This window comes from Octadecabacter sp. R77987 (genome assembly GCF_042466115.1).
Taxonomy (GTDB): domain Bacteria; phylum Pseudomonadota; class Alphaproteobacteria; order Rhodobacterales; family Rhodobacteraceae; genus SW4.
Map to the genome: position 1 here is coordinate 2,187,835 of NZ_JAXHBQ010000001.1, position 20,397 is coordinate 2,208,231.

Annotated in this window: 18 protein-coding genes; 9 read left to right on the forward strand and 9 right to left on the reverse strand. The window is 59.0% G+C overall.

Features of this window, described 5'->3' with window-relative positions:
• Positions 1-259 precede the first annotated feature (259 nt).
• Genes SJY21_RS11065 through selD form a run of 4 tightly spaced genes read left to right on the forward strand, consistent with a single transcriptional unit; the run spans position 260 to position 6,579 of the window.
• Positions 260-916: an ABC transporter ATP-binding protein gene (locus SJY21_RS11065; RefSeq protein ID WP_377510343.1), complete on the forward strand. Its 657-nt coding sequence runs from the start codon at positions 260-262 to the stop codon at positions 914-916.
• Complete coding sequence (locus tag SJY21_RS11070) at positions 913-3,309, forward strand: FtsX-like permease family protein (RefSeq protein ID WP_377510346.1); 2,397 nt, start codon at positions 913-915, stop codon at positions 3,307-3,309. Before SJY21_RS11065 ends, SJY21_RS11070 begins: the two co-directional genes overlap by 4 nt.
• Positions 3,299-4,339: a lipocalin-like domain-containing protein gene (locus SJY21_RS11075; protein WP_377510349.1), complete on the forward strand. Its 1,041-nt coding sequence runs from the start codon at positions 3,299-3,301 to the stop codon at positions 4,337-4,339. Before SJY21_RS11070 ends, SJY21_RS11075 begins: the two co-directional genes overlap by 11 nt.
• Positions 4,340-4,398: 59 nt before the next feature.
• On the forward strand, positions 4,399-6,579 hold the full coding sequence (selD, locus tag SJY21_RS11080) for a selenide, water dikinase SelD (protein ID WP_377510352.1): 2,181 nt from the start codon (positions 4,399-4,401) through the stop codon (positions 6,577-6,579).
• On the opposite strand, the gene mnmH is transcribed toward selD, so the two are convergent.
• From mnmH to SJY21_RS11100, 4 genes are all read right to left on the reverse strand, one after another.
• Positions 6,554-7,606 (reverse strand): tRNA 2-selenouridine(34) synthase MnmH, encoded by a 1,053-nt coding sequence (gene mnmH / locus SJY21_RS11085; RefSeq protein WP_377510355.1) that lies wholly within the window; start codon positions 7,604-7,606, stop codon positions 6,554-6,556. The two genes, selD and mnmH, sit on opposite strands and share 26 nt — an antisense overlap.
• Before the next feature lie 287 nt (positions 7,607-7,893).
• On the reverse strand, positions 7,894-8,682 hold the full coding sequence (locus SJY21_RS11090; RefSeq protein ID WP_377510358.1) for a metallophosphoesterase family protein: 789 nt from the start codon (positions 8,680-8,682) through the stop codon (positions 7,894-7,896).
• 4 nt (positions 8,683-8,686) lie between these two features.
• Positions 8,687-10,279, reverse strand: coding sequence for a phosphoglycerate dehydrogenase (gene serA, locus SJY21_RS11095; RefSeq protein WP_377510361.1), 1,593 nt, complete (start codon positions 10,277-10,279; stop codon positions 8,687-8,689).
• 93 nt (positions 10,280-10,372) lie between these two features.
• Complete coding sequence (locus SJY21_RS11100) at positions 10,373-11,515, reverse strand: phosphoserine transaminase (RefSeq protein ID WP_377510364.1); 1,143 nt, start codon at positions 11,513-11,515, stop codon at positions 10,373-10,375.
• Positions 11,516-11,708: 193 nt separating this feature from the next.
• Between SJY21_RS11100 and serB the strand changes: the two genes are divergently transcribed.
• Positions 11,709-12,581 (forward strand): phosphoserine phosphatase SerB, encoded by an 873-nt coding sequence (gene serB / locus SJY21_RS11105; RefSeq protein WP_377510367.1) that lies wholly within the window; start codon positions 11,709-11,711, stop codon positions 12,579-12,581.
• The gene (locus SJY21_RS11110) at positions 12,578-13,336 is read left to right on the forward strand and encodes a TSUP family transporter (RefSeq protein WP_377510370.1); all 759 of its coding nucleotides are present in this window, start codon (positions 12,578-12,580) and stop codon (positions 13,334-13,336) included. The genes serB and SJY21_RS11110 overlap by 4 nt, the downstream gene beginning before the upstream one ends.
• Positions 13,337-13,339: 3 nt before the next feature.
• Here SJY21_RS11110 and SJY21_RS11115 read toward each other — a convergent pair whose 3' ends face one another.
• On the reverse strand, positions 13,340-14,272 hold the full coding sequence (locus tag SJY21_RS11115; RefSeq protein WP_377510373.1) for a hypothetical protein: 933 nt from the start codon (positions 14,270-14,272) through the stop codon (positions 13,340-13,342).
• Positions 14,273-14,275: 3 nt separating this feature from the next.
• Positions 14,276-15,265: an asparaginase gene (locus SJY21_RS11120; RefSeq protein WP_377510376.1), complete on the reverse strand. Its 990-nt coding sequence runs from the start codon at positions 15,263-15,265 to the stop codon at positions 14,276-14,278.
• Between the two features lie 191 nt (positions 15,266-15,456).
• Between SJY21_RS11120 and SJY21_RS11125 the strand changes: the two genes are divergently transcribed.
• Positions 15,457-15,987, forward strand: a complete 531-nt coding sequence (locus SJY21_RS11125; RefSeq protein ID WP_377510379.1) for an invasion associated locus B family protein — start codon at positions 15,457-15,459, stop codon at positions 15,985-15,987.
• 102 nt (positions 15,988-16,089) lie between these two features.
• The gene (gene rlmN, locus SJY21_RS11130) at positions 16,090-17,277 is read left to right on the forward strand and encodes a 23S rRNA (adenine(2503)-C(2))-methyltransferase RlmN (RefSeq protein ID WP_377510382.1); all 1,188 of its coding nucleotides are present in this window, start codon (positions 16,090-16,092) and stop codon (positions 17,275-17,277) included.
• Here rlmN and SJY21_RS11135 read toward each other — a convergent pair.
• Positions 17,274-18,188, reverse strand: coding sequence for a hypothetical protein (locus SJY21_RS11135; protein ID WP_377510385.1), 915 nt, complete (start codon positions 18,186-18,188; stop codon positions 17,274-17,276). The genes rlmN and SJY21_RS11135 overlap by 4 nt on opposite strands.
• A 117-nt stretch (positions 18,189-18,305) precedes the next feature.
• Between SJY21_RS11135 and SJY21_RS11140 the strand changes: the two genes are divergently transcribed.
• Positions 18,306-18,509, forward strand: a complete 204-nt coding sequence (locus SJY21_RS11140; RefSeq protein ID WP_377510388.1) for a hypothetical protein — start codon at positions 18,306-18,308, stop codon at positions 18,507-18,509.
• Here SJY21_RS11140 and SJY21_RS11145 read toward each other — a convergent pair.
• Together SJY21_RS11145 and SJY21_RS11150 are read right to left on the reverse strand one after the other, a co-directional pair.
• The gene (locus tag SJY21_RS11145) at positions 18,506-19,636 is read right to left on the reverse strand and encodes a Gfo/Idh/MocA family protein (RefSeq protein WP_377510391.1); all 1,131 of its coding nucleotides are present in this window, start codon (positions 19,634-19,636) and stop codon (positions 18,506-18,508) included. The two genes, SJY21_RS11140 and SJY21_RS11145, sit on opposite strands and share 4 nt — an antisense overlap.
• A 12-nt stretch (positions 19,637-19,648) precedes the next feature.
• On the reverse strand, positions 19,649-20,395 hold the full coding sequence (locus SJY21_RS11150; RefSeq protein WP_377510393.1) for a sugar phosphate isomerase/epimerase family protein: 747 nt from the start codon (positions 20,393-20,395) through the stop codon (positions 19,649-19,651).
• Positions 20,396-20,397: the final 2 nt, after the last annotated feature.

The window sequence follows — 20,397 nt, forward strand, 5'->3', positions numbered from 1 at the left end:
TCAAAAGGTAAATTGCCGACGCGCAAGAAAGCGGGATTCTTATCAAATGCTTCGGGCTTGACGGCGCGTCCCTGATCGCAAGACTGATCCAGTGGGGGAAATCATGCGACAGATCGAAAATACCTTACGCTTTTTTCGGGTTACAGCGGTGACTTATGCCATCGCCACGGTTCTGCCGGGCGCCGTCGTCGCGCTGGTCGGCATCTTTGCCTAGGGCGCTTTCGCTTGCCCCTCCGGCCCCGCTCTGGGATGAAGGGGCATGTTGTTAACAACACGTAATGTCACAAAAACCTTTGCCGCGGCAGATGGGCCTGTCACGGTCCTGCGCGGGATTGATCTTGACCTTGGCGTGCAGGATTCGCTCGCGCTGACGGGCGAAAGCGGCAGCGGCAAAAGCACCTTGTTACACCTGATCGGCGGGCTGGACGCACCTGATAGCGGGTCAATCCATATCAACGGCGCCGATATCGCGCGAATGGACGACCGCGCCCGTGCCAGGATGCGGCGCGAAACGGTCGGTGTCATCTTTCAACAGTTCAACCTGATCCCGTCATTGAACGTTGCCGATAACATCAGCTTTCAGGCGCGCCTTGCCGGGCGGCACGATGCTGTGTGGGAGGACGCACTGATCACGCGGATGGGGTTGGCAGAACAGGCGCGCAAATATCCCGAACAGCTTTCGGGCGGGCAACAGCAACGGGTGGCAATCGCCCGCACCCTTGCGGCACGCCCTGCGCTTGTGCTGGCAGACGAACCGACAGGCAACCTTGACGAAGACACCGCCGAGACCGTGCTTGACCTGATGCTTGAACTGGTGGCCGAGACTGGGGCAGGGTTGCTGATGGTGACGCATTCGATACGCTTGGCGGAACGGATGGACCGGCGGGTGCACCTGCGCGCAGGTCGCATCGCATGATCCGCGCCGGCCTGCAGGCGCTTCTGTCGCACTGGTGGCGCAACCCGTTGCAATTAATTACTTTACTTGCGGGTCTGGCGCTTGCAACAGCGCTTTGGTCGGGTGTGCAAGCTGTCAACTCCGAAGCACGCCAAAGCTATGATGCCGCGGCTGCAACTTTGGGCGAAGGGCAGTTTGCACAGCTCCTTCCGGGTGCTGACACAACGATTGACCAAGACACTTATGTCGCGCTGCGCCGCGCGGGCTGGCTGGTCAGCCCTGTCGTCGAAGGGCGGATCGAAGGTGTGCGGATCGTCGGGATTGATCCACTTACATCGCCCGGCACAATTGGCCCTGTCAGCCTGACCCCCGGCACAGATTTCGCAAGTTTCCTGACGGGGCGCGGACAGGTATTTGGCGCGCCAGACACAGTTGACGCCCTGCGTGGTCAAATTGATGCGGACCTCATAGTCGCCACTGACATTGCCCCGATGATTGCGATGACGGACATCGGCGTGGCGCAGCGACTTTTGGGGCGCGAGGGGCGAATCTCGCGGTTGATCGTTGCACCTGACCAACCGCTACGCCAACGCGCGCTTGCCGATATCGCGCCAGACCTCACACTGCGCCCACCCCAAGGCGCAAGCGATGTTGCGCGGCTGACAGACAGCTTTCACCTGAACCTTACAGCCTTTGGGCTGCTTTCGTTTGCGGTGGGTATTTTCATCGTAAATGGCGCGATTGGTCTGGCGTTCGAACAGCGGCGCAGCGTTGTGCGGACCCTGCGCGCGCTTGGTTTTCCACTCCGCTTATTGATAGCTCTCATGGCGATGGAGCTGCTTTTTCTGGCGCTTGTGGCGGGCGCACTTGGTATCTTTCTTGGATATCTTATCGCGGCGGCGCTTTTGCCTGATGTCGCGGCCACCCTGCGCGGTCTTTACGGGGCCGAAGTATCGGGCAACCTGCAGCTGCGCCCATCGTGGTGGCTGTCGGGTCTGGCTATTGCCGTAGGTGGCACGGGTCTGGCTGCGGCGGGGTCATTCTGGCGCTTGGCGCGCATGCCGCTTTTGGCGTCGGCCCGCCCGCGTGCTTGGGCGATGGCGGCTGGCAAGGGCGCGCGCTTGCAGGGCGCTTTGGCAGCGGTCCTGCTGCTGTTTTCGCTTGCGCTGATCGCCTTGGGACAGGGTCTATTATTGGGCTTTTGCGCCCTTGCGGCCCTTTTGATCGGTGCAGCGCTTGCATTGCCGTTGATCCTTGATCGTGTCCTTGCCGTAGGGCAATCTATGGGCAAAAGCGCGACAACGAGTTGGTTTTGGGCCGACACGCGCCAACAGCTTCCGGGGCTTTCGCTGGCTCTCATGGCGCTCCTTCTGGCAATGTCCGCGAATGTTGGCGTGTCAACGATGGTCTCAAGCTTTCGGCTTACGTTTGTCGGTTTTCTGGACCAGCGTCTCGCGTCCGAACTTTATGTCTATGCCGACGACGCGCAGCAAGCGGCTGACCTTGCAGCCTACCTTGCGCCGCGTGTGGACGCCGTATTACCGATCCAGTCCGTTGCGCGAGATCTGGCGGGGCTACCTGCCGAAATCTATGGCTATCGCCCCCATGAAACTTATTCCGAAAACTGGCAGTTTCTGATGGCCATAGACAATGCGTGGGATGTTTTAGGGCGTGGCGAAGGCGTAATTATCAACGAACAGCTGTATCGCCGCGCAGGGCTGGCCTTGGGCGATTCGGTGCAGATTGCCGCGAACCTCGCGCTGCCCGTCATCGGTGTTTACGGGGACTATGGCAACCCGATCGGGCAGGCCGTCATTACCGAAGCCCTCTTTGCGCAAACCTACCCCGAAGTCACACCGGTGCGTTTCGGCCTGCGCCTGCCCCAAGGCGATGTTCCCGCCCTTGCCACTGCGTTGCGCAATGATTTCGGGCTAAGCGGGGGTAATCTGATCAATCAGGCGGGGATCAAGGCATTTTCGCTTTCGGTGTTTGAACGCACCTTTACTGTCACAACGGCCCTTAACATCCTTACGCTTGCCGTAGCGGCCTTTGCCATCCTGATGAGCCTGCTGACGCTTGCGGGGATGCGTCTGCCGCAACTGGCCCCTGTTTGGGCGCTTGGCCTGACATGCGCACAGATCGGACGGTATGAATTGGCGCGCGCGGTCGTGTTGGCCGCGGTTACGACGCTGCTTGCGCTTCCCCTTGGGCTTGCGTTGGCGTGGATACTACTGGCCGTTGTTAACGTCGCGGCGTTCGGTTGGCGGCTCCCGCTTTATTTGTTTCCGCTCGATTACCTGCGGCTGGGTGTTTTTGCGCTTGGCGCAGCCGCCCTTGCCGCTCTTTGGCCGGCGCTGCGTCTTGCACGCACACCGGCAAGCGATCTGCTCAAGGTGTTTTCCAATGAACGCTAGGATTTTTATGCTGTGCTGTCTTTTGCCGCTTACGGCACAAGCGCAAGGGTTCGCGGGTTTGGGCAGTAACGCGGAGGGGTTTGCGGTGCCATCCCCTGAACCGACTTTCGACTTCCCGCGCGACCATGGCGCGCACCCAGATTACCGGATTGAATGGTGGTATCTAACGGCAAATATGACCGGCCCCGACGGGACGGACTATGGCTTGCAATGGACACTGTTTCGCTCGGCCCTTACCCCTGCGGACGGGGACAACTGGCAATCGCCGCAGCTTTGGATGGGGCACGCGGCAGTGACAACGCCGGACGATCACTTTGTCACGGAAAGGCTGGCGCGTGGCGGTATCGGTCAGGCAGGAGTCACAGCCGATCCCTTCGCGGCCTGGATCGACGATTGGGCCTTGATAGGGTCTGATTTCGACACATTGAACATGAGAGCGACCGGACCTGTTTTTGCCTATGACGTTGATCTGACAGCGCAAGGCCCTCTCGTGTTTCATGGCGCCGACGGTTATTCCGTCAAATCGGCGGCAGGGCAGGCATCGTATTACTACTCGCAACCCGATTACACCCTTTCCGGTGTGATCACGCTGGCGGGCACCGAAATTGCCGTTACCGGCACAGCATGGCTTGATCGCGAATGGTCGTCGCAACCGCTTTCGGACAATCAGACAGGCTGGGACTGGTTTTCGCTGTCATTTGACTCGGGCGACAAGTTGATGGGGTTTCTGCTGCGCCAAAGTGATGGCAGCAGCTATTCTTCGGCCACTTGGATTGGCGCAGATGGCACGGCTACGCCCTATGCCGACGGCGCATTCCGTGCACACCCGACCAAGCAGTCACGGGTCGCAAACCGCGAGATCCCGACAACTTGGCAGGTCACGCTGCCCGATCGTGGCGTCGATGTGACCGTGGCCGCGATAAACACGGACGCCTGGATGGATGTCAGCGTGCCATACTGGGAGGGACCGGTGCGGATCACCGGCAGCCACCAGGGGCGCGGCTATCTTGAAATGACGGGGTATGAGTGACGCAGACGTGACAATCGTGCCAATGGCCCCGAACAGCGCGCTGGGCTAAGGCTATGCACATGAAAACCACACTTCCCCTTGTCCAGGATCTTGTCCTCGTCGGTGGTGGTCATACCCACGCGCTTGTGTTGCGCAAATGGGGGATGAACCCGCTGCCCGGTGTGCGTGTCACCGTCATCAACCCCGGTCCGACTGCGCCTTATTCGGGCATGTTGCCGGGGTTTGTCGCGGGGCATTACGGGCGCGATGATCTTGATATCGACCTTGTCCAGCTTGCAAGGTTCGCTGGCGCGCGGATCATTGACGGAAAGGCCACCGCGATTGACCGCGCGCAGCGCGAAATCACCGTTCAGGGCCGCCCGCCTGTTGCATATGACATTGCCTCGCTTGACGTCGGGATCACATCTCAGATGCCAAGGCTCGCAGGGTTTGCCCAATACGGGATTCCAGCGAAACCCTTGGGCGCTTTTGCCGCGCGCTGGGACGTGTTTCGCGACACAACGGATGACCCCTCGGTCGTGGTGATTGGCGGCGGCGTTGCGGGTGCTGAACTTGCCATGGCGATGGCCCATGCATTGCGAAGTCGCGGGCATGACCCCATGGTCACGCTTGTTGATCGTAGCCGTATTCTTGACGGATTCGGTGAAACAGCGCACCGCCTTTTGATTGCGGCGCTGGCCAAGCAGGGTGTCGCGCTGATCGAAAACATGGGCGTGGATCGGGTAACTGCCGATGGGGTGGTGCTGTCCGACGGGCGCAAGATCGCGGCGTCCTTCGTAAGCGGTGCCGCCGGCGCGCGGCCTCATGACTGGATCGGGATGGCCGATTTGGAGTTGCAGGACGGTTTCGTCAAGGTCGGGGCGGACTTGCGCAGCAGCGACCCCGCCATTTTTGCCGTCGGTGACTGTGCACATATGACAGATACGCCGCGCCCAAAGGCAGGTGTTTTTGCGGTCCGGCAAGCACCTGTTTTGTTCGATAACATCCGTGCGGCGATGTCCGGTGGCGACCTGCGCAACTATCGCCCGCAAAAAGACTACCTCAAACTGATTTCGCTTGGCGGGAAAGAAGCCCTCGCCGAGAAATTCGGGACGGCGCGCAAGGGTGCGCTGCTGTGGCGTTGGAAAGACCGGATCGACCGCAAATTCATGGACCAGTTTCGCGATCTGCCGCAAATGGAGCACCCCAAGATACCGCGCACAGCTGCGCTTGGTCTGGCCGAGGCTGTGGGCGACAAGCCCATGTGCGGCGGTTGCGGGGCCAAGGTCGGGCGTGGCGCATTGCGCGATGTTCTTGCGGGCTTACCTCAAAACGGGCGTGCCGATGTGCTGTCGGTCGCGGGTGATGACTCGGCGATTTTGCGCACGGGCGATGTGATTCAGGTCATGACCACCGATCATCTGCGCGCGTTTTCCAACGATCCGGTTGTTATGACCCGTATCGCGGCGATTCACGCGCTGGGCGACATCTGGGCGATGGGCGCCGCCCCCCAAGCTGCGACAATCAATCTGGTCTTGCCGCGCATGTCGGCCGAATTGCAAAGGCGCACGCTGGCGGAAATCATGCATGTCGCCGATCAGGTGATGCGCGAGGCAGGCGCGGCCATTGTTGGCGGCCACACATCCCTTGGGGACGAACTGACAATCGGCTTTACGATCACCGGTCTGGCCAGGTCTGCCCCGACCACGATTGCAGGTGCCAAAGCTGGTGATGTGTTGATCCTGACGAAGCCGATTGGATCGGGTGTGATCATGGCTGCTGAAATGGTGGGTGCTGCCCGCGGTGAAAACGTGATCACAGCGCTGCAGATGATGAGCCAATCGCAGGCGAAAGCCGCGGAAATCCTGTCCGATGCCCATGCAATGACTGATGTGACGGGTTTTGGCCTTGCGGGTCATCTGGCTGGCTTGTGCGACACATCAAAAGTCGGCGCGCACCTCAATCTCGATGATATTCCGCTGATGGATGGCGCACTTACACTGTCTGAAAGCGGAACAAGATCGAGCCTGTATCAGGCCAATTTGGCTGGAATAGACTCTGTTCTGGGTGAAACAGGTCCGCGCGCTGATCTTTTGTTTGATCCGCAAACCGCAGGTGGGTTGCTGGCCGCAGTAGCGCCAGATTCCACAGCCGCGGCAGTTAAGAAATTGCGTGCTGCAGGCTACACCGCGGCCGCTATCGGCACCGTGACAAAGGAGCAGGGCATGTATGTGATCACAAGTGCGCCAAGACCTGCTTGACCTGCGCCGCAAGCGCATCCCGCCCGCCGGAAGCAAGCGTTTCACTGTGCAAAACCGCCAGGACATCATGCCCGTGGCTTGCACGTGATTTCGCGTATGCCGGATCGTAGTGCTCGGCGATCAAGTCAGCGGCAAGACTTTGGTTATCGCCGCGATCAAGCAGTTCCACCCAGCGATCAACGACGGCATGACCGCGATGGCGGCGCAGGTAGTCCAGCTTGGCGCGCAGGCGCGCGTGGTCATTGATCACATCGGCATATGCCTCGACCAGCCATGCTGCGCGGGCGTCAAGAGGCGCCTCGATCTGGATGCGGGGCGCGACAATCATTTGCGCCCAAACTGTCGGTGGGATCACCCGTCTGCCAATCTTGCTGCTTTCAGCTTCGATCACAGTGATCCGGTTCGGATCAAGCGCCACAAGGGTGGTCGCCAAAGCAGATTCAAACTGCTTCTGGCTTGGCTGGCCTTCGGGCATGTCTCCCAAAAGCGAGCCGCGATGCCCGGCAAGCCCCTCAAGGTCGATCGTTTGCACATCCAGCGCAGCCAATCGGCCCAGAATATCGGTTTTGGCAGTGCCTGTGTTACCGTCCAAGAGAACCAGGCGATGCGGCAGGGCCACGTCGTACATCGCCGCGTGAACAAGACGGCGATACGTCTGATACCCACCTTGCAAAACGTCAGCGCGCCAACCGATTTGCTGCAAAACACTTGTGAACGAACCCGATCGCTGTCCGCCTCGCCAGCAATAGACCAATGGTCGCCAACTTCCGTCAAAATCTTTCAACGGGCCGGCTATATGGTTCGCCGCATTGCGCGACACCAACGCGGCACCACGTTTGCGGGCATCAAACGCCGAGACTTGCTTGTAAATCGTCCCAACCTCGGCGCGTTCGCTATCAGACAACACCGGCAGGTTGATCGCACCGGGTAGGTGGTCTTGGGCAAATTCGGACGGGCTGCGCACATCAATCACCGCGTCATAGCCATGATCCAAAAGCGCAGCGAGGGTGTCGAATGTGACGGGCATACGAAGGTTCTAGCCCGCAACAAAGGCAGGTGAAAGCGGCAAGTTGAACCAGCGGCACCGCTTGGGCAGTGGCGATTGGAACGGTGACACCGCGCCCGAGTTTACCGCACGGTTCGCCATAAACAGAGTCTATTCCTGCATAAACTCGATCCGGTTGCCGAAAGGATCAGCTGTGAAAAAAACACCGGATTTCAGGAAGCGCGTTGTCCCAATTCACCACATAGTTCGCGTCAGCCAGGCGCGGCCATCGCGCGAAATCGCAAGTTGAACGTGGTCCAATCGCCATGTCATTCCGGCACCAGCGGCTTGCGGCCTATGTTTGTCAGGGTCCAAACATCGCGCCCCTCAAAAACAACCGGAACAAGCGCGCGACCATAGCCTGCACCGCCATCAATGTTCACCCGATTACCGTGATGCACAGGATGATCCAATGCCGTATGCCCGTGCACAACCAGGCGCCCGTGATCGCGCGGATCATCCAGCCAGCGATCCCTGATCCAGATCAGGTCTTCTTCGGTCTGTTTGGCAAGCGGGATGCCCGGCCGGATACCCGCATGAACAAACAAAAGATCATCAGTCACATGCATCAGCGGGCGCTGTTCAAGAAATTCAAGATGCGCTTCGGGCACGGCTGTTTGCGCAAGAGACACAAGCTGCGTGCGTGATTGGGCTGGAATAGGGTCTAATCCGTTGCGCAGAACAGCATCGCCACCCCCTCCATCGGGGTGATCAAAACCATCTAGCGCACCATAAGACTGCAACGTCATTGGCCCACCCAAAGCAGTGTGCAACCAGCCCTTGCCCGACTTGATCATCGGATCCTGGGCAGTGCCATCGCGCACGAAACGGGTGAACATCCGGTCGTGGTTGCCACGCAGCACATGCCACGGCCGCCCTGCCGCAACACCATCCAGCAGCCGCTGGATAACGCCACGGCTGTCCGGCCCGCGATCTGTGTAATCGCCGACAAAGACGATTTCCGCATCCGGCCCGCCATCGGCCTCGATCAACGCCAAAGCGTGATCGAGCTGGTCCAGATATCCGTGAATGTCACCGACGCCGTAGATAGGTTTCATGGATTCAGACATCAAAAGTCAGCGGTTTCACCTGCGTGAACAGGCCCGTTGATTCCAGCTTTTTGATAATCGGCGCGGGCACCACATCATCGACGTAAAGCAACGCAATCGCCTCGCCCTTGGCGGCAGAGCGACCAAGCGTAAAGTTCGCGATGTTGACGTTGTTTTCGCCCATCGTCATGCCCAATGTGCCGATGATGCCTGGCACGTCTTCGTTGGTGGTATAAAGCATGTGCGCGCCAATCTCGGCGTCGATGTTGATGCCTTTGATCTGGATAAAGCGCGGCTTGCCGTCGCTGAACACCGTGCCCGCAATGGAACGTTCGCGCTTGTCCGTCACAACCGTGACCTTGATATAGCCCTCAAAGCTGCCCGACTGGTCCTGCTTGGTGGTGGAAATCTGGATGCCGCGCTCCTTGGCGATCACAGGCGCGCTGACCATGTTCGTGTCCGGGTTCGCCTTTTTCATGATACCGGCGATGGTGGCAGCCGTCAGCGCCTTGAGGTTCATGTCGCTGACGACACCGTCAAACAGGATATTGATTGCCTTGATCGGCTCGTCCGTCATCTGGCCGATGAAGTTGCCCAAGTGGCCAGACAGTTTGATCCAAGGCCCCATGATCTTGGCTTCTTCGGCGGTAACTGATGGCATGTTCAGCGCGTTCGTCACCGCACCCGTCAACAGGTAGTCCGACATCTGTTCGGCGACTTGCAGGGCTACGTTTTCCTGCGCTTCGGTCGTGGCGGCACCAAGGTGGGGGGTGACGACAACGTTGGGCAGGTTGAACAGGGGGCTGTCGGTGGCGGGCTCGACGGCGAAAACGTCAAAGGCGGCGCCTGCCACATGGCCGGATTTCAGTGCTTCGGCCAGTGCAACTTCGTCAACCAACCCGCCACGGGCGCAGTTTACGATCCGCACACCCTTTTTCAGCTTGGCGATATTTTCCGCTGACAGGATGTTGGCGGTCTGTTCGGTGAATGGCACGTGCAGGGTTATGAAATCGGCCTTGGCCAGCAATTCGGCCAGTTCAACCTTGTGCACACCCATCTGCTCGGCCTTTTCCTCGCCCAGATAGGGGTCATAGGCCAGCACCTTCATCTTGAGGCCCAGCGCGCGGTCACAGACGATCCCGCCGATATTGCCGGCACCGATAACGCCTAGGGTCTTGCCGGTCAGCTCAACCCCCATGAATTTCGACTTTTCCCATTTGCCCGCATGTGTCGATGTGCTGGCCTCGGGGATTTGCCGTGCGACGGCAAACATCATCGCAATGGCGTGTTCGGCGGTGGTGATCATGTTGCCAAAGGGCGTGTTCATGACAATGATACCGGCCTTGCTTGCGGCATCCTTGTCCACGTTATCGGTGCCGATCCCCGCGCGCCCGATCACCTTGAGGTTGGTCGCTGCCTTGATCAGTTTTTCAGTTGCCTTGGTCGCGCTGCGGATCGCGAGGCCATCATATTGATCAATGATCGACAGCAGCTTTTCCTTGTCTTTGCCCAGTTCGGGCATGAAATCCACGTCGATGCCGCGATCACGAAAGATTTGCACGGCGGTTTCAGAGAGTTTGTCAGAGACGAGTACTTTGGGGGCCATTTGTTCGGTCCTTGAATTTGGGTCACGCCCCGGACCTGATCCGGGGCCTCGTGAATAAAGCGGAGAGGTCCCGGCGCGGGGCCGGGACGGGCATTACTGTGTCGCGATTTCAGCCATAAATGCCCATTCAAGCCAGGGCAGCATCGTCTCGATGTCCGAAGTTTCAACCGTCGCGCCACACCAGATCCGCAGACCCGCAGGTGCATCGCGATAAGCACCGATATCAAGCGCTACACTCGCATCGGCCAGCCGTTTGGCAACGGCCTTGGCAAATGTGGCACCGTCGGTAATCCGCTCATCGGTGAATTTCAGGCAGACACTGGTATTGGACCGTGTTGCCGGATCAACCGCCAGATTGTCGATCCAGTCGCGCGCGGCGCAAAAGTTCCAGACCGCGCGGGCATTGGCATCGGCGCGGTGGCGCAGGGCGTCCAGCCCGCCGATGGATTTCGCCCAATTCAGCGCGAACAGGTAATCCTCGACGCAGAGCATTGACGGCGTATTGATCGTCTCGCCAACAAAAATACCTTCGATCAGCTTGCCGCCTTTGGTCAGGCGGAAAATCTTGGGCAGGGGCCATGTGGGTGTGTAGCTTTCCAGCCGTTCAACGGCGCGGGGCGACAGGATGATCATCCCATGCGCTGCCTCGCCACCCATGACCTTTTGCCAACTGAACGTTGTCACATCCAGCTTGTCCCACGGCAGGTCTTGCGCGAATGCGGCGCTGGTCGCGTCACAGATCGTTAGGCCGCTGCGGCTCGCAGGGATCGCATTGCCGTTTGCCATGCGCACGCCCGATGTTGTGCCGTTCCATGTGAACACGACATCGTTGTCATAGTTCAGCGCCGCCATATCAACGATATGCCCGTAGTCGGCGGTGTGGACTGTCGCGTCGATTTTCAGCTGCTTGACCACATCCGTGACCCAGCCCGCGCCGAAACTTTCCCATGCGACCATTTCAGCGGGGCGTTCGCCCAGCAGCGACCACATCGCCATTTCCATGGCGCCTGTGTCGGATGCGGGCACGATGCCGATGCGATAATCGGCTGGCACGCCCAGAATTTCGCGGGTCAGGTCAATCGCTTGCTTGAGTTTGGCTTTGCCCTCGGCGGCGCGGTGCGACCGGCCCAATGGGGCGTCTGACAATGCCTTGGCTGTCCATGTGGGGGGTTTGGCACAGGGGCCAGAAGAAAAACGTGCGTTAGCCGGCCGCACTGCCGGTTTGGTCGTGACCATTGCTGGTATCCTCACAGATATGCGCCCTTCGTTGGGGAAGGGTGTCCCGCTGACCGAAATACGGGCGCGGAGGGACCTGCGCAAGCGCTAACTTCAAATGCGACTGATTGCCTTACCAAAGCGGCGCGAAACCGGAAATGGCTTGCACATTTGGACGGATCAGGGTCTCTCACGCCCGAACGAGGAGGAAATGATGTTCGTCGTAACCCTGATTGCGAAGCCCGGCAACCTTGCGCCTGCATTAGTCGATTCCTTGCGAAATGCGTGGGGCGGCGGCGATGCCCAGTGGCTATCGCCGGATGAAGCGGCAGAGTTTCCTGTGCAGACCCGCCCTGCCAATACAGATGATGTGTGGCGCAGCTTGCAGGACGAAGGCGTCGATCTGGTGATCCAGTCCATCGCGAACCGCCGAAAGAAGATGCTGATCGCCGATATGGACAGCACGATGATCCAGCAGGAATGCATCGACGAACTGGCCGACGAGGCGGGCGTTGGCGCGCGTGTTGCTGACATTACGGCCCGCGCGATGAATGGCGAGCTGGATTTTGTGGGCGCGATTGACGAACGGGTTGGTCTGCTTGCAGGGCTGGGTGTCGATATCATTGATCACGTGTTGACCACGCGCATCACCTACATGCCCGGCGGGCGCGAACTGGTGCAAACGATGAAATCACAGGGGGCTTTCGCGGCGCTGGTGTCGGGTGGGTTTACAGCCTTTACGGCCAAGGTTGCCGCCGATCTGGGCTTTGACGAAAACCGCGCCAATACGCTGGGTGTCGAGGGCGGCAAGCTGACCGGCAAGGTCGTCCGCCCTGTCCTTGGGCAAGAGGCAAAGCTGGATGCCCTGAACCATATCACTGCGCGGTTGGGGATCGACCCAAGAGATGCACTGGCCGTGGGTGACGGGATGAACGATTTGCTGATGCTGAAACGCGCCGGAACCGGTGTCGCGCTGCATGGCAAGCCCGCTTTGCAAGCCAAGTGTGAGGTCAAGATCAACCATGGCGACCTGACCGCGCTGTTATTCATCCAAGGCTATGCCCGCGACGAATTCACCACCGGATGATCGAGGTCAGCACCGATATTCTGTTACTGCTCATGGCCGCCGCATTCATCGCGGGGATCGTGGATTCGATTGCCGGCGGTGGCGGGCTGATCACGCTGCCCGTTTTGGTGATCGCAGGTGCGCCGCCCCTGACGGCGATTGCAACGAACAAGGTGCAAGGCGTGTTCGGCGCGGCGATGGCCGCTTGGGCCTATGCCCGCGGTGGCCACGTAAACCTGCGCCGGCAGTGGAAGGCGGCATGCATCGCCTTTGCCGCCGCGATCATCGGCGCGCTTCTGACATCTTCTCTGCCGACCGAAGTGATCCGCCTTGGCCTGCCTGTTCTATTGATCGCAATCGCACTGTTCTTTGCGCTGAAACCGGGTCTGAACGATCTGGACCGCACCGAGCGGATCACGCCTTTGGTGTTCACGCTGACACTGGTGCCGCTGATCGGATTCTATGACGGGCTGATCGGGCCGGGGGCTGGGTCGTTCTATATGATCGGATTTGTGGCGTTGGCGGGCTACGGTGTTCTCAAGGCGACTGCCCACACAAAGCTGCTGAACTTTGCCAGCAACGCGGGCGGCATCGCTGCCTATGCAGTCGTCGCACAACCGTGGTGGTTTGTCGGGCTGGCGATGGGCGCGGCGCAGATGGCGGGGGCCTACGTGGGATCACGCCTTGCCATGCGCATCGGCTCGCGGCTGATCAAGCCAATGCTGGTGATCGCCGCAACTGCGCTGGCGCTAAAACTCATTTGGGATATGATCTGACAGCTAGTCGATCCAACTGCCAAACCAGGCAATGGTTACATCGAAAGCCGAGGAAAATTCCGGTATTTGGAAGCTGGTCACGCCCGATGAAGCAGTTTCAACCGCTTGGACACTTGTCTCCCAAACTGCGCGAGGTGAATTCCTGATTCCATCCCAGACTTCTTCACCAGTAGGGACTTGCAGGCCGCATACTTCGTCCCTGTTGCTTGGAACTGCGGATTCTGGGTCAAGCGCGACTTGTAGGTCGTAGAGATCGTTCATGTTTGCGCAGGCAGCTGCAACCTCGATTGTTGTTGCTGCTACGACGATAGCGATTCCGTAGAAAGGGAAGCTCTCGCCAGCAATGGAAGCCACATTCGCTTTTGTAACTCGGATTGTTCGCGCCTGCACCGACTCCAAAGTAGACGTGATTGCAGTTCGAGTCGGCACCTCTTGGCCACGAAGGCGGACAGTTTGAGGGTGCAACCTATTCAGTCGCGCAACTTCGCCACTGGCGGTTGCTAACTGGCCCCGCAACTGGGTAATTTCCCTGCGTGACGCAAAAAGCTCGCTGTTTGCCCGTTCGAAAGCGCCGCGCCGAGACTCTAGCCTTGCTTGTGACTCGACCAAAGATTGGTTCAGCTGGATCGCACGAGCGCTGGATCGATCAAGGTCGGCAGTCAATCTTGCCGAGGTAGATCGTTCGCGAGTCAGATCCGTTTCAAGCTCCGTCAGGCGCGCGTGCGCAGTTTTTGCATCTGATTGAGCAAGCGCTGTGGTCGATGTTACGGCAAACCCAGTCCGCAAAATGGCTGAGGTCAGATCTGCTGCCCAACCAACAGTATGGCTCAGGACCATCCAGAAAAGCATGAAGATGAGGAGGCCCTTGCGCATCAAGCGAACTAGCCACTTCGCGGACAATGCTGAGAAATCGAGAAATCGCTTTAAGAACATCATTACTTAATCCATCACGGGGCGCATTTCGCCCGTGTCCCATCCGTTCCGGTTCAGGATGCGTGGATTGCGATATTTGATCGCGGTGGGGTGCATCGGGTCCAGAACGCCTAGCCGCACAAGAATGTCGGCAATCACGCAATCGCGGGCACGTCCCGCCCCATCGGTGATCTTGAGCGCCACGCCAATGCGCTTTTCGGGAATGATTGCAATAAATACGCCTTCCGCGCCGGATTTGACGGCGACTTTGCCATCCATTGCCTGCATCAAATCGGTGCTGGACTGCGCCTTGCCTGCGACCATCTCGGGAAAGGCGGTCATGGCTTGGGTCAGCCGCGCCGCAGCCTGTGAACGTAGATCGTTCCGGTCTTGTGCTGTGGCATAAAACGCCATTGCACGCGCCAAACCGTGAACTGTCGTCGCAAAATTGGGGGCCGAGCACCCATCAAGCCCAAAGCCGGGACTATCCTGCTGCGTGACGTCTTCGAACGATTGCCGGAACGCTTTCTGAAGCGGGTGATCGACTTCCACATATTCGGGACCAGCCTTGAGGTGCTTCACCACAGTCAGAAAACCGGAATGCTTGCCGGAGCATTCGTTATGATACTGGCACGGGCTGCTGTCGGTCTTGATAAGATCGTTACGGGCTTCGATGTCTGCGGGCATGGCGGGACCACAACGAAAATCAGCATCGCTATAGTCAAGCGCGGCAATCCATTCGCGCACGCGGTCTGTGTGAATATGCGCGGCACTATGTGACGCACAGGCAAGCGCCAGATCAGCATCACTTAGCCCGAACGCATCGGCCGCCCCGCTTTCGATCAATGGCAAAGCCTGCACCATTTTGCACGATGATCGCGGGAAAATCACCATGTCGGGATCGCCCCAAGCGTCGATAATCTGGCCCGATCCATCGCAAATCACCGCATGGCCCTGATGGGCGGATTCAAAAATCCCGCCGCGCCACAACTCGACCAAGGTCACAGGATTTCCCATTTCGCTCTCCCAAATGTGATTTCAGCGACTTTCCGCGCACCAAAGGGGGGGATTTAGCCTTTCCCCTATGCGCAAATTCTTGTTATCCCTAGACGTATCGAGTTGAAACACGTCCGACCAGTCATAAGATGCCAAAAGATGCGTCAGGGGCCGGACACCAGAGGCAAGGACAGCTTGGAGGCTGTGTAGATATGATTTCAGCATTTTCACGTGTGATTGGCGTTACGACCGCCCTGATGATCGCGGGCAGCGTGGCCGCACAAGAAGAAAGCGGCAATCGCGTTGCCGCAAACACGGATTGGTCCGTTTTCGTCGAGGATAGCCCAACCGAATGTTGGGGCGTATCCGCCCCCAAGGAAACCGTGAACACGCGCGATGGCCAACCCGTGGCCGTGCGGCGCGGCGAAATCCTGTTGTTCGTGTTCTTCCGCCCCGGTTCGGGCGTGCAGGGGCAGGTGACATTCACAGGTGGCTATCCGTTTGCGGGTGGATCAACGGTGGAAATGGATATTGGCGGCAGCAAGTTTGAACTGTTCACCGAAGGCGAGTGGGCTTGGCCAGCCACCCCCGAAGATGATGCAGCAATCGTTGCCGCCATGCGGCGCGGTGCCGGTGCAACCCTGACGGCGCGGTCGGGTCGCGGCACGCAAACTGTCGATAACTTCTCGCTGCTGGGCTTTACTGCCGCCATCGAAGAAGCACAGCGGCGCTGTTCCAGCTAACCCACCCATCTGCGCCAGAATTTCAACGGGGTCGGTTTTCTTTGGAAACCGGCCCCGAATCCTATATGGGGCCTATCTAACCCTGAAACCAAAAGGTTCATCATGTCGGCTACTGCACCGATCACCCAGGATGTCATGACCATCAAGCGCGCGCTGCCTGACGGGCCGACCAATATTGTCGGCCTGACCCGCGATGCGCTGCGTGATGCGCTGATCACTATGGGCGCGCCGGAAAAGCAGGCCAAGATGCGGGTCAACCAGATCTGGCAGTGGATTTATCACTGGGGCGTGCGTGACTTTGCGGAAATGACAAACCTGTCCAAGGATTTCCGCGCGCAACTGGCCGACACCTTTGTGATTGCCCTGCCCGAGGTTGTGACCCGCGAGGTATCAACCGACGGCACCCGCAAATATCTGGTGCGCATCGCCGGTGGGCACGAGGTCGAGGTGGTGTATATCCCCGAAACCGATCGCGGGACGCTGTGTATTTCCTCGCAGGTCGGCTGCACCCTGACCTGCAGCTTTTGCCATACGGGCACGCAGAAACTGGTGCGCAACCTGACAGCCGGTGAAATTGTCGGTCAGATCATGCTGGCGCGCGACGATCTGGACGGCTGGCCGGAACAGGGGATCAGCACCGCCGATCAGGGCCCGCGTCTGTTGTCCAATGTGGTGCTGATGGGCATGGGCGAACCGCTTTATAATTTTGAAAACGTCCGTGACGCCATGAAGATCGCGATGGATGGCGAAGGCATTGCCCTCTCGCGCCGCCGCATCACCCTGTCCACATCCGGTGTTGTGCCGGAAATCCACCGCACGGCGCAGGAAATCGGCTGTCAGCTGGCCGTGTCGTTCCACGCCACCACCGACGATGTGCGCGACACACTGGTGCCGATCAACAAGCGCTGGAACATCGCCGAACTGCTGGACGCGCTGCGCGAATATCCCAAGGTGTCCAATAGCGAACGGATCACCTTTGAATATGTGATGCTGAAAGGCGTGAACGACAGCGATGAAGATGCGCGCCGCCTTGTGAAGCTGATCGACGGTATCCCCGCCAAGATCAACCTGATCCCGTTCAACGAATGGCCCGGCGCGCCCTATGAACGCAGCGACAAGGCGCGCATCGACGCATTCGCTGAAATCGTCTATCGCGCCGGGTATGCCAGCCCGATCCGCCGCCCGCGTGGCGAAGACATTATGGCCGCCTGTGGCCAGTTGAAATCGGCCACCGAACGCGCGCGTAAATCGCGCAAACAGATCGAAGCCGAGACAGGCACAGGGAGCTAGCCGCCCTCAAGTTCGGCCTTCTTTTCACGAAGCGCTTTGTCAAAGGCATCAAGTTCGGCCTTGTTACGTTTCACTGCATCAGTGAAAATCTTGACCATATAGTCCCGAAAATCCGTCTCCTTTTTGGCCTTCTTTTCAGTCAATCCTTTGGTCGGTGGTCTGTCACGTTCTTCCTGCGCGCGTTTCTCAAGCCATTTGATGTGTGCCTCAACCTTGGCGCGGTTTGCTTTCAACGCATCCTGCGTCACGCCAAGCGTGCCAAGATCGTCAGGCAACAATGGGCGCGCGGGATCGTCAAAAAGTGGCGGGATAGGATCGCCCTTCTTGGGTTTGACGCAATAGCGCTGGAAGCTGCTATCAAACTGCACTGCATAAGGAAACGACACGAAAAGGTATCCCCGCAAACGCTTGCCCGGGATGCTGAGTAGAAAGTGACGATACATGATCTTGGCATAGATGCTAAAACTGGTATCGGGCGGAAACCCCGCCTTGAACTTGGCAATCGGCACGGTGACTTTGAAACTGGCAAGTGCGGACTGGAGTGCTGTATTCAGATCACCCAAACCTGACAATCCGGCGGCCTTGGCGGCGGCCTGTGCGAACTTTTTCGCCTTCTTCGGTTGGTTCCTTGGCGGTAACTTGGGCGCGCTATGGTCTTGTTTGCTTGGAAAGAACGCGAACAGATCAGTTTCAAGCGTGATCTGGTCATTCGCATCTATGGCATAGCGTTTTTCGACCTTGTTGCGACAGTCATAAAGATAAATCGTGCGGCGGGACTTCTGGCGCAGTTCCCAATCGGCATTCTCAAGGTAGTTTCGAAAACTGTATGGCGACGGGAACAGGGTGCGCGGCGGGTCGCGCGGCTCGTATGGCGTCGCGTCGAATTCGATGGTTCCAAGTTTGATTTTCATGATGATCCCCCAACTTGCAGCAGCATAGGGCAAAGGCGTGGATACGCAAAACGGGGCGTTTCGTGCCACCCTCCGTGGTTAACCATGCGTTCACTAGAATCGCGCCAGACTGGCCGCATGGAACAGACATTGACCGTGCAGTTGAAAATCGCTGCCCCCATGGAAGAGGCATTGCGCCTTGCCGCATGGGAAGATGACACAACCCTTGGCCATTTCGTGCGCGATGCGATCGCGCGCGAAATCAGGCGGCGGCGTCAACTTCAGGCCGCCGCCGCCAAAATCCCCAATAGCGCCGCTTGCGCGCAGGCGCTGGCGTCTTAGGCCAGCAACGCGCCAGCCTCTTTGGCTGACAGCGCGGCAGGACGTTCGCAGGTGGTGGTCATGTCCACATAGGTGCGGCTTTCTGCGGCGCGCAGGATGCCTGTCATGACTTCGACCGCATGCACGGCCAGATCAATGTCGCAACGGTGCTTGCGCCCTTCTGTGATGGCCTGCGCCATATCGGCCAGTCCGGCACAGCGATAGTTGGCACGCGGTGTTCCGTTGTCATCCTGATTGGCAATCCCAAAGGGGTGATCCGTTGTCGTCAGGTTTTTGCGATCCCCGTCTTCGCCAGCGTGCCCGACATTGCCGCCAAAAAAGTTCGGGTCAGGAACGAACAGACTGCCGCTTTCGCCATAAAGCTCCATGTTGGGATGGCTATGCGCCCAGACATCCCAGCTTGCACCCAGTGTCACGATCGCGCCGTTGTGGAACTCCAGCAGGGCGTGGATGTTGGTCGGCGTGTCCACCGGGACGGTTTCGCCATTGCGTGGCCCGTTGGAAATGGTGCGGGTCTTGAACGTGGCCGCGGCCATCGCGCTGACGGTTTTGACCGGCCCGATCAGCTGGATCAGGTTGGTCACATAATAGGGGCCGATGTCCAGAACCGGCCCCGCACCCGGCTGGAAAAAGAAATCGGGGTTCGGGTGCCAGTGTTCCATTCCGTGGCCCATCACGTGACAGGTGCCACCGATGATCTTGCCCACGTCGCCTGCATCAATCGCCGCGCGCGCCTGCTGGTGCGCGCCGCCCAGGAATGTATCAGGGGCCGATCCAACGCGCAGACCCTTGGCCGCAGCCAGATCGCGCAGGGTTTCGCCTTCCTCAAGGGTCAGCACCAGCGGCTTTTCCGAATAGGCATGCTTGCCCGCCTCCAAAATCTGCCGCGTAACCTGATAATGCACCGCGGGGATCGTAAGGTTCACGATCACGTCGATATCATCGGCGGCCAGTAACCCATCAACCGTTTCGGCGCGCACGCCAAACTCATCGGCACGGGCTTGCGCAACCTCCATGTTGATGTCGGCCACCGCGCGCATATCCAATGCCTTGAACAATGGGCCAAGCCGCAAATAGGCCGCCGAGATATTTCCGCATCCAATGATGCCAACGCCAAGCTTTTCCATGTTCGTGATCCTTTAGAATTTCGCTGCTGTTTCCAGTGACCGACGCGCAAAACGCTCGTGGTCATTCGGGTTATCATGTTCGATGACAAAGTGGGTGACATTCGCGGCCGCAAGGGCTGCGGTGATCGCAGCCCAATCCATCGTGCCGTGGCCCACATCGGCCCAACCGTCCTCGTCCGCGCATTCGCCAGCGGGGGCGATATCCTTGACGTGAACCGCGACCAGCCGATCCGCATATTTCTGTATCCATGCGGCGGGGCTTTGACCGGCGCGCTGCACCCACCCCAGATCAAGTTCAAGCGATAGCGAGGGCCCGCCCTCCATCATGGCATCCAGCGGCATCACACCATCCGCGCCCGCCACAAGTTCAAAGTCGTGGTTGTGCCAGCCGAATTCGAGGCCCGCGTCGATGATCGGTTTCCCGGCCTTTTCCAGCCGCGCGCCAAACGCGCGCCATCCGGCCGTGTCGGTCGGGCGCTGGTCCTGTGCGATATGGGGCACAAGCACATGTTTGATACCCAAGGTCTTGGCGGTTTCGATCGCGCGCGCGGGATCGCTTTCGACCATATCAAGGCCGAAGTGGCCGGTTGGCATTTGCAGCTTTGCTGTATCAAGCTGCCGGCGCAGGCCCGCAGCATCATCATAAAGCCCGCCAAAACCTTCGACATAGGAATAGCCGAGGCGTGACAGCATCGACAGCGTATCGCCCAAAGGCGGGAAATTGCGGGAACAGTAAAGTTGATAGGCAATCGTTGGCATGG

Coding starts and splice junctions, on each gene's coding strand:
- SJY21_RS11140 (WP_377510388.1), top strand. CDS start 18,306: ATGGAACAGACATTGACCGTGCAGTTGAAAATCGCTGCCCCCATGGAA.
- SJY21_RS11070 (WP_377510346.1), top strand. CDS start 913: ATGATCCGCGCCGGCCTGCAGGCGCTTCTGTCGCACTGGTGGCGCAAC.
- SJY21_RS11100 (WP_377510364.1), bottom strand. CDS start 11,515: ATGGTCACGACCAAACCGGCAGTGCGGCCGGCTAACGCACGTTTTTCT.
- selD (WP_377510352.1), top strand. CDS start 4,399: ATGAAAACCACACTTCCCCTTGTCCAGGATCTTGTCCTCGTCGGTGGT.
- SJY21_RS11065 (WP_377510343.1), top strand. CDS start 260: ATGTTGTTAACAACACGTAATGTCACAAAAACCTTTGCCGCGGCAGAT.
- SJY21_RS11150 (WP_377510393.1), bottom strand. CDS start 20,395: ATGCCAACGATTGCCTATCAACTTTACTGTTCCCGCAATTTCCCGCCT.
- mnmH (WP_377510355.1), bottom strand. CDS start 7,606: ATGCCCGTCACATTCGACACCCTCGCTGCGCTTTTGGATCATGGCTAT.
- SJY21_RS11090 (WP_377510358.1), bottom strand. CDS start 8,682: ATGAAACCTATCTACGGCGTCGGTGACATTCACGGATATCTGGACCAG.
- SJY21_RS11075 (WP_377510349.1), top strand. CDS start 3,299: ATGAACGCTAGGATTTTTATGCTGTGCTGTCTTTTGCCGCTTACGGCA.
- SJY21_RS11115 (WP_377510373.1), bottom strand. CDS start 14,272: ATGATGTTCTTAAAGCGATTTCTCGATTTCTCAGCATTGTCCGCGAAG.
- rlmN (WP_377510382.1), top strand. CDS start 16,090: ATGTCGGCTACTGCACCGATCACCCAGGATGTCATGACCATCAAGCGC.
- SJY21_RS11110 (WP_377510370.1), top strand. CDS start 12,578: ATGATCGAGGTCAGCACCGATATTCTGTTACTGCTCATGGCCGCCGCA.
- serA (WP_377510361.1), bottom strand. CDS start 10,279: ATGGCCCCCAAAGTACTCGTCTCTGACAAACTCTCTGAAACCGCCGTG.
- SJY21_RS11145 (WP_377510391.1), bottom strand. CDS start 19,636: ATGGAAAAGCTTGGCGTTGGCATCATTGGATGCGGAAATATCTCGGCG.
- SJY21_RS11125 (WP_377510379.1), top strand. CDS start 15,457: ATGATTTCAGCATTTTCACGTGTGATTGGCGTTACGACCGCCCTGATG.
- SJY21_RS11135 (WP_377510385.1), bottom strand. CDS start 18,188: ATGAAAATCAAACTTGGAACCATCGAATTCGACGCGACGCCATACGAG.
- SJY21_RS11120 (WP_377510376.1), bottom strand. CDS start 15,265: ATGGGAAATCCTGTGACCTTGGTCGAGTTGTGGCGCGGCGGGATTTTT.
- serB (WP_377510367.1), top strand. CDS start 11,709: ATGTTCGTCGTAACCCTGATTGCGAAGCCCGGCAACCTTGCGCCTGCA.